The sequence below is a fragment of the Halorussus pelagicus genome (assembly GCF_004087835.1).
In the GTDB taxonomy this organism is placed as follows: Archaea; Halobacteriota; Halobacteria; order Halobacteriales; family Haladaptataceae; genus Halorussus; species Halorussus pelagicus.
Window position 1 is genome coordinate 921,517 of the sequence record NZ_CP035119.1, and the last position, 11,580, is coordinate 933,096.

Genomic DNA, 11,580 nt, shown 5'->3' on the forward strand with positions numbered 1-11,580 from the left:
TTCGTTTCTATCCCTGCTGTCCTCCCCACCTCGCGCCCCACCACCGCGGGACCGTTTGGGACGATGGTACGTCGGCGTCGCAAAATTGTTTTCTCCGAAATACCGCCTTCAGAGCAACCGGTAGCGGCCGCGACTCTCGCTGACCTCACCGCGCCGCACCAACTTCTCCAGCGCGTCGCGGACGTAGTCTGCGGGAACACCCTCTTCGCTCGCGTAGGTGACGACCTCCTCGTCGGTCGGCCGGTCGAGTTCTCGCAGAGCCGCCAGCACGGTCTCCTTCCGGGAGGTCCCGCGCGTGCTGGCCGACCGATTCTCGACGCGGTCGGCGGCCGCCTGCACCTCGTCGGTGTCGATGCCCGACGCTTCGAGGAACTCCTCGTCGGAGACGCCCGCATCATCGACTCGGGACTCCATCTCCGTGAACGAGTCCAACTCCGCGAACGCCTCGCCCTCGCCTTGCCGGTTGGCGAGCATCGACGACCGGACTTCGCGGGCGTGGTCCTCGTCGTCGGTCTCCACGAATTTCTTCAACTTCTCGAACTTCCGGCGCTTGCCACACCGGGGGCACTTGGTGGTCTCCGGGCGTCCCTCGACGATTTTGAGCGCCTGACAGTTGCTACACCCTACGACGGCGTACATGGTCAGTGGTCGGGCTTTTTCGGACGTGAATGTTCGGTCTGGGAACGGTTCGGTCGCTGTGTGGTGGTCATTCGTTTTCTCCCGGCGCGCGCTGGCGTCGTGAACGGACGTGAACGACGGCTCGGAAGACGCGGGTTGTCTTCCGGCGCGGCGCGACTGTGCCGCCCCCTTCCGCGCGAGGGACGAACGACTGAGCGGAGCGACGGAGTGAGGAGGTTGGGGAGGCGTGAGGCCCGTGCGGGGCGGTGCGGTCACGGTGCTGTGCAGTATGATTAGCTCAAGCCTGAAGCTAGCTACTCGCCTCTCTGCACTTCCGGCGTCGTCCGCTTGACGTAACCCATGTCCGCGACCCTCCAAGTTCCCCGACGCCGCCACATACCCATTCCCCAGCCCACGTTTCCCGTAGTCGAACCTTTAGGTGCCCGGCCGTCCTCGATACAGCTAACCATGGAAATCGTACCCAAAGACGCCGAAGCGTCCACCGAGGCCGTCGAAGGCGTCCACCTCTCGCTGCTCGCCGGTGCCGACGAGATGAACGTCCAGCACTTCGACATCGAACCCGGCGCGGAAGTGCCCGAACACAGCCACGACAACGAACAGACCGGCTACATCACGCGGGGGACGCTAACTTTTCTCGTGGACGGCGAGGAACGCGACGTGAGTGCAGGCGACTCCTACGCCATCCCCGGCGGCGAACCCCACGCCGCCGAGAACCGCGGCGACGTGCCCGTCGAGGGCGTGGACATCTTCAGCCCACCGCGAGAGAACCCCGACTGGAAGGACTGAATAGCGACTTTTCGCAGGGATTCTGCTCGGCGGGTAGCCTCGGAGTGAAACGCGGAGTCGGAGCGAGCGACTGCCGACGCCGAGGAGTCACCGCAACTGCGCCGCAACTGCACCGCAACCGTACCGCAACTTCGCCCCAACCGCACCGCAATCATACCACACCACAACCGCACCCGCGCCGCGAACCTCCGAAACACTCAGTAGCGCGCGAATCCCTCGGTGTCGAGGTAGTTGTGCGCCACCGTAATCGCGTGGTCGGCGTGGAGCAGTTCCGGGCCGAGTCGCACGCGGCGGTCGGCGGCGTCCGCGAGCAGGTCGGCCTCCTTGGACTCGAAATCGTGGTGGTCCGAGAGGACGAAGACGGGGTTCTCTGGCGGCGCTACGTCCACCACCGGGTCGCCGTCCTCGTGGAGTTCGACCACGGTTCCCTTTCGCGCCGCCTCCTCCAGCACCGGTTCGAAGCCGCGCTTGGAGATGTGGACGCCGGGCGAACTCTCGGTCTCCATGTGGCCGATGGCCTCGCCTTTCTCTTCGAGCGCGTTGCGAATCAGGGCGGCCGTGCTTCGCTCGTCGGGATTGAGTCGCCGGAGGTCCGACCCCTCGAACCGGACCGTCACTTCGTCTTGCAGAACGAGGTGGACCTCCACGTCCTCCCGAATCGCGTGCGAGAGGAAGAAGGCGGAGTTGACGCACCGACACAGCACGTCGAGGCGGCCCGCGCCGCCCGCGAGGTCGTCGAGCGAGAAGTCGGGCGTCGTCGGGGCGTCGTGACCGAGGACGATGAACTGGCGCATGGCAGGGGGTTGTCGGGCGAGGATAATACGCGCGTCGGAAGGGAATTACTTGCTGTCTGTTTCTTCGTATCTCACTTGAGGTTCGAAGTCCTGCAATTCCATCACAGATACCGACTCGAACTCCTCGCTTGCGGCCGAACGAAGTGCTTCGAGTGGGTCGTCGGGTATCTGAACGAGTTTGAAATCTTCTCGAAGTTCCACCAGTCGATACTTATTGTGGACCGAACGCTCGTCGGCCGGACCGGGGATTTTCTCCAGCGAATCATCCTCGCTCATATTATAGCTCCACCTGACGCCGCTACAAATACTTTCCGACTATTTAGACTATCTCCTATTAGCGAGGATGTATCTGCCCTTGACTAACCGAAGAAACAGCATGTCAGGCGTCGCTTACGGCGGTCGAGCGACCGAACCGAACACTGCCCCGAGACCGTATGGCACCGCCTGAAACCCCGTGTGCCGCCGTATAACTATGGGTAAGACCGCCGACCTGACGAAGTACAGCCGATAAGCCCGCCGCGACTCGCGGTCAGTCGTCGGGTAACTCGCGGACATCGGCGTTAGGGAGGCACCAAAACATGAAGCTCGCAATGATCGGCTTCGGGCAGGCAGGAAGCAAGATAGTGGACAAGTTCGTCGAATACGACCGGGAGACGGGGAGCGGGGTCGTCAGGTCGGCCATCGCGGTCAACACCGCGAAGGCGGACCTCGCGGGACTCGAACACGTCCCCGAGCGAAACCGCATCCTCATCGGACAGGCCCGCGTGAAGGGCCACGGCGTCGGCGCGGACAACGAGTTGGGCGCGGAAATCGCCGAGGCGGACATCGACGAGATTCAGGGCGCACTAGACGACGTGGCGGTACACGAAATCGACGCGTTCCTCGTCGTCGCGGGGATGGGCGGCGGAACCGGATCGGGCGGCGCGCCCGTCCTCGCTCGCCACCTCAAGCGCATCTACACCGAACCCGTCTACGGACTGGGCATCCTGCCCGCCGAGGACGAGGGCGGCATCTACACGCTGAACGCCGCGCGGTCGTTCAAGACCTTCGTGGATGAGGTGGACAACCTGCTCGTGTTCGACAACGACGCGTGGCGCGAGACCGGCGAGTCGGTCCGCGGCGGGTACGACCGCATCAACGAGGAAATCGTCCGGCGGTTCGGCATCCTCTTCTCGGCGGGCGAGGTACGGGAGGGCCAAGCCGTCGCCGAGAGTGTCGTGGACTCCAGCGAAATCATCAACACGCTCTCCTCTGGCGGCATCTCGACGGTCGGCTACGCCACCGAGCAGGTCGAGACGGCGGGCGGCGGCCTACTCGGGCGGTTCTCCGAGGACGACCTTGACGCGACCGAGACGACCAACCGCATCACCAGCCTCGTCCGGAAGGCGGCGCTCGGGCGACTCACCCTGCCCTGCGAGGTCCGAAGCACGGACCGCTCGCTGGTCGTCGTGAGCGGACCCCAAGACCACCTCAACCGGAAGGGCATCGAGCGCGGCCGCCAGTGGCTGGAGAACGAAACCGCGAGCATGGAGGTCCGGGGCGGCGACTACCCCGTCGCCGACACTGACCGCGTCGGGGCGGTCACGCTCCTTTCGGGCGTCACGGACGTGCCGCGAGTCGAGGCGTTGCAGGACGTTGCCGTCGAGACGCAGGACAACATCGACGATATCGACGCCGAGCGCGACGAGAATCTGGAGAGTCTGGTCCGAGACGACAGCGACGAACTGGAAGCGTTGTTCTGAGGTCCCAGCGAAAGAAAAATCCGCTCGATTGGTTTGGGTTAGAAGTCAATACTTTTTTCACCAGTTTTGCCGCCGTGAATATTCCAAATAGCTCTCGTAACTCTTCGTCCTTGTCGTCGGAATCGCTTCGGTTTCTTCGTCGGAGAACTGTCCCGCGAAGTCTTGAGTCGGACGTTCCGTCGCTAACCGTTTGACGGTCTCAGAAAGCGTTTCGTCGTTGAGGTTTTGGCTCTGAAGTTTCTCGTAGGCGGCTTCGGCAAGTTGGACGGTCTCGTAGTCGGTCCGCATATGCCCATAGACGGGGGTAACGGTAAACCAGCACCGTTGAGACGGCGAGCTGCGGTCGAAAAAAACAACAGAATATCAGTGACCGATATCTATGAAATTCGCGGTGGAGGGGACGAACGGCCTACCAGACACGAGCGGCGGGCGTGCCACATTCCACACAGACGACCGCAGCGTCGCCCTTGAACTCCTCGCGGACCAACGTGCCCGTCGCGCACCAACTACAGTCGTCGCCGACGAGCGCACCGAGGACCGCATCCGACGCGTCTTGCGAAGTTACCTGTGGCATTGTTCGGAACAGAACGACCGTGGTATATGAAAGCACCGAAAATGCTACAAAAGTTGATACGCCGTCAGGGTCGCTGCCTCAGCGGGGTTTCAGTTGTGCTCGCCGACGAGTTCTGCCGCGGTGTCGAGGTCGTGGGCGCGTTGGTGTTCACGGACTCGGAGTTTTTAGCTGGATATAGGCGTTAAGCCCCACCCCCAACAGAGCGACCGAGGGGAGCGGAGTAGGGTGGGGATACAGCGCCCATATCTAGCCAAAATAACAGTTAAGTAGAATATACGTAAACGAAACGTGGGGTTACGTCCAATGGCTTTTTGAGAACCGGTGTTGCCCGGTACTTCTAATGCGAATACTCGTTACCGGCGGTGCGGGGTTCATCGGCGGCCACCTCGCTGAGGGGTTCGCCCGCGACGGCCACGATGTGGTCGCGCTCGATAATTTCGACCCGTTCTACGACACGGGCATCAAGGAACACAACGTCGAGGCGGCCCGCGAAGCGGCCGCCGAGAGCAACGGGTCGTACGAACTGGTCAGGGGAGACATCCGCGACGAGGAAGTCGTGGACGAACAAGTCGGCGACGCCGACGTAATCTTCCATCAGGCCGCGCAGGCGGGCGTCCGGACTAGCGTCGAGGAACCCCAGAAGGTCAACGACATCAACGTCTCAGGCACGCTCAACGTGTTGGAGGCCGCGCGGAACTCTGCAACCGAGCGCGTCGTCGTGGCCAGTTCCTCGTCGGTGTACGGCAAGCCCGAGTATCTGCCCTACGACGAGGAGCACCCGAACACGCCGGTCAGTCCCTACGGCGCGTCGAAGGTGGCACAGGAACACTACACCCGCGTCTACAACGAGGTGTACGGACTCCCGACCGTCTCGCTCCGGTACTTCACGGTCTACGGCCCGCGGATGCGGCCGAACATGGCCATCAGCAACTTCGTCTCGCGGTGTATGAACGGCGAACCGCCGGTCATCTACGGCGACGGCACCCAGACGCGGGACTTCACCTACGTCGGCGACGTGGTCGAGGCGAACCGGACCCTCTTGGAGACCGACGCCGCCGACGGCGAAGCGATGAACGTCGGGAGTACGGACAACATCGAGATTCGCGTGCTAGCCGAGGAGATTCGGGACCAACTCGCGCCCGAACTGGAGTTGGAGTACGGCGAGCGCAACGACGCCGACGCCGAACACACCCACGCTGACATCTCGAAGGCCAGCGAGCGAATCGGCTACGAACCGACGACGACCATCCGGGAGGGCGTCGAGCAGTTCACCGAGTGGTACCGAGCGAACCGAGACTGGTACGAACAGCTCTCATTAGGGTCCTAATACATTACCCGTTACGCTGATCCAATACCTATTTAAAATATTACAAAATAACATATTTATATTTTTATTTATAGATAATATGATTATTCTTGTCGCGCTAGCGACGGTGGTCTCGGCCCGCCCTGCTATGCGAGCCAGCAGGTGAACCACGACGCCGAATTGACTGCGCGAACGGAGGATGAATATGGATCTCGATAGCGAGACGCTTCACCGCCTCGGCGGCGTCACGGGCATCGGCTGGACGACCCCAGTACTGGGCTACGTGAGTGTCTTCGTCGGGTACGGGGTAGGTATCTCTCAAAGTTGGCTACCGATCCACAGTCGTCTCTGTACGCTGGCGGTGTCCTATTCCCCGCAACGCTCGGACTCGACCAGTTCACTCAGCGGTTGGACCCAGAGTCGGCGTCTCGGGAATAATTTCGGACTCCGGTCGGTATTTACGGACTGTTTCTACACCCCGTTGAGTTCGTGTATTTGACCGCAAGATGTTCGCAAGGTTCCCAAATGGAGGCCTACAAATCGGCTGTTTCCCCGGAATTTACGCTGTATGAGTAGGTGTAGACCGCTGTTTTTGCATTAGATCTTGTAGGGTTCCGGGGACCGTGTTCAGTTAACGATGAGGCAGTCGTGATTCGGTTGTTTCATGACCAAAACAACTGCCCCAGTCGTTCTAGTCCGTGTATTGACTTGGCATTTGTGGAGTGAGAGCGGACACCCGGCCTGCGATTGAAGTAGCTATCCGTCTCTATTTGGCGGGACTTTCACTTTCGAATACCAAACAAGAACTTGAGAAGTTGGGTGTCGGACGGAGTCGCACTGCCATCAACAATTGAGTACAGAAAGCCGATGTACAGCCGACCAGCGACACTGTACCGAATCAGATCGCAGTGGACGAGACGGTGATTCGGGTCAATGCTGAGCGGTGCTTGCTGTACGCCGCAATCAATCCTGCGACGAACGAATTTCGTCTTTCCGCGAGGTAAAGCGGCGAGCTTCTTTGTCTTCGAATGCATTCCGCAACGACGAGCTAGAAACAGCAGAATCATGGTTGCAAGCCTTCGCCGTCTGGCGCAATTCATTCCAAACTTAAAATATACGAAAGTAGAGGTTTACTGTGGACTCTGAAGAAATTCTTATTCATAGATGTTCGTCAGCGAGTGTCGCAGGGTTTATGCGCCAGTCCCGTTATTTCGCCACCATGACTGACGTACGCGAGGCGACTGACGACCTCCTCGCGGAGAAACCCGATCTTGAATCGGACCTCCGCGAAGTCCTCGCAGTAGACGAGCGTGCTGACAACTGGACCTTCGAGGAAGTTCCGCTCGACTCGGGAACGTTTGGCGAACTCGTCTCGCAGGGCATCGTTGTGAAGGACGGCGACGAGTACGAAATCGCCGACCCACAAGCAGTTCAGGCGAGTCTCGACGGCGAGAGCGAGAAAGCCACCAAACACGACTCCGGCGGTGGACCAACGATGCCCGACCTCTCGCTTCCCTCAGTGTCGCGGGTCGAAGCGGGCGCGCTCGGAACCGTGCTGGCGTTTGTCCTCCTGATGCGGACGTACATTTATCCGAGCGTCTTCCGCGGCGAGTACGTCGTCCTTCCCTCAAACGACCCCTACTACTATCGCTATTGGGTTGACCAACTTGCCGTAAACGCTACCGGCGTCTTCGACTTCAGCGTCCTCTCCGGACTTCCCACTGCTGTGGAGAAGGGCGAACCCCTGACGGTCGCTACGCTCTGGTGGCTGACAAACCTCCTCGGTGGCGCAGATGCTTCAGGACTGGTGTTAGCGTGGTATCCCGTTGTGTCGGCACTCGTGGTTAGTCTGTTGGTGTACGCGCTAGCAGTCCGGGTGACAGGTGACCGTCGAGTGGGATTAGCCTCGGTCGCGTTCCTCGCTGTGAGTCCCGCGTTCGCCTATCGGACCGGTCTCGGATTCGCCGACCACCATGCCTTCGACTACCCGTGGCTTGTACTGACTGCCCTCACGCTGGTCGTGCTGGCCGACGTGGACCGCGAAAGCCTCCAAAGGCCCCGAACGTTGCTCTGGTCAGCCATTCTCGGAGTAGCGGTGGCTGGACAGGTTTTGGCGTGGGAGGCTGGACCGCTCCTCGTCGGTGCGCTCGGCGTCTACGTCGCCTCCCGAGCAATCGCGGACGTACGGGCCGACCGCTCGCCGCTCGTGACTACTGCACCTGTACTTGCCGGACTGGCGCTCGCCTCGGTACTCTCTCACCTTGCGCACGCAGGGTTCGGCTGGCACACCGATGTCGTGGCTTACTCGCCGGTTCTCTTGCTCGTCGGTGTCGCGGCCATCTCGCTACTCGGCGAGGCAGTCCGCCGCGTCGGCATGCCCGCATACGTCCTCGGCACGGCGGAAGTCGCGGGTGCGCTGAGCGGCCTCGCGCTCATTTTCTCTTTCCTCCCGTCGTACGCTTCAGTGTTGAACTACCAGATCGACTTCCTCCTGTTCAGAACCGGTATCGCCGAAAATAGGTCGATGTTCGCTGGCGGACCTAGCGGCATCCTCCTCGGGCCGATACTCGAACTCGGATTCGCGTGGGTTCTGGCGTTGCCAATGCTTGGATGGGCGAGTTGGCGCGTGTACCGGCGCGACCACACGGAGTGGGTTGTCGTCTGCGTCTACGGGTGGTACTTCCTCGTACTGGCAACGCTGCAGCGCCGATTCGTCGGAGAGTTCACACCCTTTGTCGCGATACTAGCCGGATACGCATTCGTCGTGCTCGGGGCGAAACTTAACATAGTCACGGGGCCGTCGTTCGCTCGCAGTAGAGCGAACAAACAGTCCCAGAGCGCCGACGGTGGCGTCGAATCGATCGGGTTGCCAGACCGAGGTACTATCGTCGCCCTCGCTGTGCTGTTCCTGTTCGTATCCAGCGCTGGCGCGGTCCAAACCGGCGTCCGCAACGAACAAGTGAAAATAGACGACGATAAGGTCGATGCGGCGGTGTGGATGGGCAGTTACGCCGAAGATCGGGGTCTGGAGTACCCCGAGAACTACGTGTTGAGCAAGTGGGGGCGCAATCGGATGTACAACTACTTCGTGAACGATGAGGCGAAGTCATACACCTTCGCCGAGCGAAACTACGAAAAGTTTCTCTCGTCTCACGACCCCGAGGCAGAGTACAATCGACTGAGCGACAGGGTCGGATTCCTCGTCACGAAGAACCTCGACCTCAACGGCGAAGCCCTGCCGGAGTCGAACTATGCACGACTTCACAAACGGTTCGGAAGTGTCGGGCCGAACGGCGAACGCGGAGCAGGTCACTACCGGGCGGTGTACGCCAGCGAAGACGGGTCAGTGAAGGTGTTTACACTGGTTCCTGGAGTCTCCATTACCGGAGAGGCTAAGCCTAATACGACGCTGACTATCGAGAAAAAAATAGACATCGAAGGCGCTTCGTTTATGTACGAGAGGGCAATCTCGGTCAACGAGCTCGGCGTGTACGAGGTGACAGTTCCGTACCCAGGGACGTACGAAATCGGCGGTGAGACGGTCGAAGTTTCGGAACGCGAGGTCCGAGCAGGTACGCAAATGAACTTACTCGGCGATTCGGGAGCGTACTGGCCGTTCGACGATCCTACCGACGATACGGCCTACGACGTTCGCTCCGGAAACCATCTAACCGCTGGTAGTGCGAAGTGGGTCGAGAGCCGTCACGGGAATGCCATCGTGCTCAACAAGACCCAGAAATTACAGACGGATGACTCTCCGAGTCTCGACGCGAACGAGAGTGTGACGATGGCCATGTGGTTCCGGACCAACCAGAGTGTCGATTACCGAAACGACGTGAAGTATCCCCGAATCGCGCTCAAAGGCGAAGTGACTCCCTTCAGAAAGACAGATGGGTATCAGATCGCCATGGCTCGCGGTCAGCTGATAGGTGTCGTTGGGAACGGAACGAACGCGGCGAAGGTCCAAGGCCCACGCGTGGACGACGGTAAGTGGCACCACGCGACACTAATGTGGAACGGCACGGAAGCGACACTGTACGTGGACGGACAAGCAGTAGACCGAGCAGACTGGACCGGAACTATTGGCAACGACGACTCGTTCGTCGTCGGCCACGGCTACCCCGGAACCATCGACGAGATGCGAGTTTGGAAACGAGGACTGTCGCCCGAGGAGATCCGTGAGTTCCGTTCCGATGAGTCCAGCGGAAGCGAGACCGGCCAGTAGTTCAGCCCTCACTCTTCTCGATACCGCCAAAATCGCGGGAGACATCGAGAGTTCAAAGCCTTTAAGCTAACTGAACGAAGGAGATAGCCTGATGGTTTCCGGATATCGGTATCGAGTTGTGAGTCTCGTCGGGACTCTTCTCTCTGCTCTCGGCGCGGTTCTTCTATCGAATCATCTCTCGGTGCAATCGCTGATAACGACCGTGCCGACACTTCGTCAGCTTCCGGTTGACGTGCTGGTTGGGGAAGAACTGATACTCGCGGTAGCGACGACCGTGGTCGTGGTCGTTGGGAGCTTTGCTCCGCTGTTCAAGCCCCAGCCCCGGCGGATACTCGACATGATTCTGCTCGTACAGAAGCGAGTTGTCCTCGCAGGACTCGTGCTAGCGGCTGTGGGATACTTCGACTATACTTATCGCCTTCCTCGAACTACGCTAATCGGGACTGCTGTCCTACTGGTAGTCGGCCTTCAGGCTCTGTTCATCGTTATCCGTCACCGACCGACCGAGAGCAAACGGGCTATCGTCGTCGGAGACAACCCCGAGGAGGTCCACGACGCGCTGGACGCGACTGACGTCCCAATCGTTGGCTACGTCTCGCCGCCAAGTCGGTATGCCTCTGACGGGAGCGAGCGCCGCGGCGTGCGAGCGCTCGCCGATGGAAGCGGCGAAGCCGATGGCAATGTTGAATATCTCGGAGGCCTATCGCGTTTCGACGAGGTACTCGTCGAACACGACGTGGACACTGCAATCCTGGCGTTTGAGCGTCCCGACAGAGCGGACTTTTTCGGGACGCTCCACACCTGCCACGAGTACGGGATTCACGCGATGGCACCCCGAAAGCACTCCGAGACGGTGCTAACGTCGCCCGAAACAAACGATTCCATCATCAAGGTGGACCTCGAACCGTGGGACTGGCAGGAGCGAGCGTTCAAGCGATTGTTCGACGTGGCGTTCGCTGGAACGGCCCTGTTAGCGCTTTCGCCCGTCATTCTCACAATTGCGACCGCTATCAAAATCGAGGGACACGGTCCCATCTTCTTCACGCAGGATCGGACGGACCGCTTCGGCGGAATCTTCCAAATCTACAAGTTCCGGACGCTAAAACCCGAACCAGACGACGAGGTGAGTCTGGACATCGAGGGCGACAGGCGGACTCCTCTCGGCGAGTTTCTACGTAAGACCCACTTGGACGAGATACCCCAGCTCTGGTCTATCCTCGTCGGGGACATGAGCGTCGTCGGACCGCGCCCGGCGATCACGGAACTCGAACCGGATTACGTCTCGGAAGTGAACATCTGGAAGCAACGGTGGTTCGTCAAGCCAGGCCTGACAGGACTGGCCCAAATCAACGAAGCCACCGGCAAGGAACCATCGAAGAAAATCGAGTACGACGTGGAGTACATCCGCAAGCAGTCGCTTCAATTCGACGTGGTAATCGTCATCCGCCAAATCTGGCAGGTCGTTGAGGAACTACTTGATCGCTGACTTCCCGAACCGCCCGACAACAAGACGA

At 60.2% G+C, this 11,580-nt stretch carries 9 protein-coding genes and 1 pseudogene; 6 read left to right on the top strand and 4 right to left on the bottom strand.

The window, feature by feature from the left end; translation table 11 throughout:
• Nucleotides 1-108 precede the first annotated feature (108 nt).
• Nucleotides 109-639, bottom strand: a complete 531-nt coding sequence (locus EP007_RS04725) for a DUF5817 domain-containing protein (protein ID WP_128476558.1) — start codon at nucleotides 637-639, stop codon at nucleotides 109-111.
• A gap of 447 nt (nucleotides 640-1,086) precedes the next feature.
• Here EP007_RS04725 and EP007_RS04730 point away from each other — a divergent pair, with 447 nt between their 5' ends.
• A complete protein-coding gene (locus tag EP007_RS04730) occupies nucleotides 1,087-1,425 on the top strand; it encodes a cupin domain-containing protein (RefSeq protein WP_128476559.1) in 339 nt (112 codons plus the stop codon).
• 197 nt (nucleotides 1,426-1,622) lie between these two features.
• On the opposite strand, the gene trmY is transcribed toward EP007_RS04730, so the two are convergent.
• Both trmY and EP007_RS17750 read right to left on the bottom strand, forming a co-directional pair.
• Complete coding sequence (gene trmY, locus EP007_RS04735; RefSeq protein WP_128476560.1) at nucleotides 1,623-2,219, bottom strand: tRNA (pseudouridine(54)-N(1))-methyltransferase TrmY; 597 nt, start codon at nucleotides 2,217-2,219, stop codon at nucleotides 1,623-1,625.
• A gap of 45 nt (nucleotides 2,220-2,264) precedes the next feature.
• A complete protein-coding gene (locus EP007_RS17750) occupies nucleotides 2,265-2,495 on the bottom strand; it encodes a hypothetical protein (protein WP_208023539.1) in 231 nt (76 codons plus the stop codon).
• Nucleotides 2,496-2,797: 302 nt separating this feature from the next.
• Between EP007_RS17750 and EP007_RS04745 the strand changes: the two genes are divergently transcribed.
• Nucleotides 2,798-3,961, top strand: a complete 1,164-nt coding sequence (locus tag EP007_RS04745; RefSeq protein ID WP_128476561.1) for a tubulin/FtsZ family protein — start codon at nucleotides 2,798-2,800, stop codon at nucleotides 3,959-3,961.
• Between the two features lie 409 nt (nucleotides 3,962-4,370).
• On the opposite strand, the gene EP007_RS17330 is transcribed toward EP007_RS04745, so the two are convergent.
• The gene (locus tag EP007_RS17330; protein WP_166035434.1) at nucleotides 4,371-4,535 is read right to left on the bottom strand and encodes an HVO_A0556 family zinc finger protein; all 165 of its coding nucleotides are present in this window, start codon (nucleotides 4,533-4,535) and stop codon (nucleotides 4,371-4,373) included.
• 340 nt (nucleotides 4,536-4,875) lie between these two features.
• Between EP007_RS17330 and EP007_RS04750 the strand changes: the two genes are divergently transcribed.
• The 4 genes and pseudogenes from EP007_RS04750 (at nucleotide 4,876) to EP007_RS04770 (ending at nucleotide 11,552) form a co-directional block, all read left to right on the top strand.
• Nucleotides 4,876-5,862, top strand: a complete 987-nt coding sequence (locus tag EP007_RS04750; RefSeq protein WP_128476562.1) for an SDR family NAD(P)-dependent oxidoreductase — start codon at nucleotides 4,876-4,878, stop codon at nucleotides 5,860-5,862.
• A 681-nt stretch (nucleotides 5,863-6,543) separates the two neighbouring features.
• Nucleotides 6,544-6,952: pseudogene (locus EP007_RS04760) on the top strand (hypothetical protein).
• 108 nt (nucleotides 6,953-7,060) lie between these two features.
• Complete coding sequence (locus EP007_RS04765; protein WP_166035436.1) at nucleotides 7,061-10,066, top strand: LamG-like jellyroll fold domain-containing protein; 3,006 nt, start codon at nucleotides 7,061-7,063, stop codon at nucleotides 10,064-10,066.
• 202 nt (nucleotides 10,067-10,268) lie between these two features.
• A complete protein-coding gene (locus EP007_RS04770) occupies nucleotides 10,269-11,552 on the top strand; it encodes a sugar transferase (RefSeq protein ID WP_368408091.1) in 1,284 nt (427 codons plus the stop codon).
• Nucleotides 11,553-11,580: the final 28 nt, after the last annotated feature.

What these genes read in the sequence shown, in the direction of transcription:
- EP007_RS04725 (WP_128476558.1), bottom strand. Translation starts at nt 639, where the DNA reads ATGTACGCCGTCGTAGGGTGTAGCAACTGTCAGGCGCTCAAAATCGTC.
- EP007_RS04730 (WP_128476559.1), top strand. Translation starts at nt 1,087, where the DNA reads ATGGAAATCGTACCCAAAGACGCCGAAGCGTCCACCGAGGCCGTCGAA.
- trmY (WP_128476560.1), bottom strand. Translation starts at nt 2,219, where the DNA reads ATGCGCCAGTTCATCGTCCTCGGTCACGACGCCCCGACGACGCCCGAC.
- EP007_RS17750 (WP_208023539.1), bottom strand. Translation starts at nt 2,495, where the DNA reads ATGAGCGAGGATGATTCGCTGGAGAAAATCCCCGGTCCGGCCGACGAG.
- EP007_RS04745 (WP_128476561.1), top strand. Translation starts at nt 2,798, where the DNA reads ATGAAGCTCGCAATGATCGGCTTCGGGCAGGCAGGAAGCAAGATAGTG.
- EP007_RS17330 (WP_166035434.1), bottom strand. Translation starts at nt 4,535, where the DNA reads ATGCCACAGGTAACTTCGCAAGACGCGTCGGATGCGGTCCTCGGTGCG.
- EP007_RS04750 (WP_128476562.1), top strand. Translation starts at nt 4,876, where the DNA reads ATGCGAATACTCGTTACCGGCGGTGCGGGGTTCATCGGCGGCCACCTC.
- EP007_RS04765 (WP_166035436.1), top strand. Translation starts at nt 7,061, where the DNA reads ATGACTGACGTACGCGAGGCGACTGACGACCTCCTCGCGGAGAAACCC.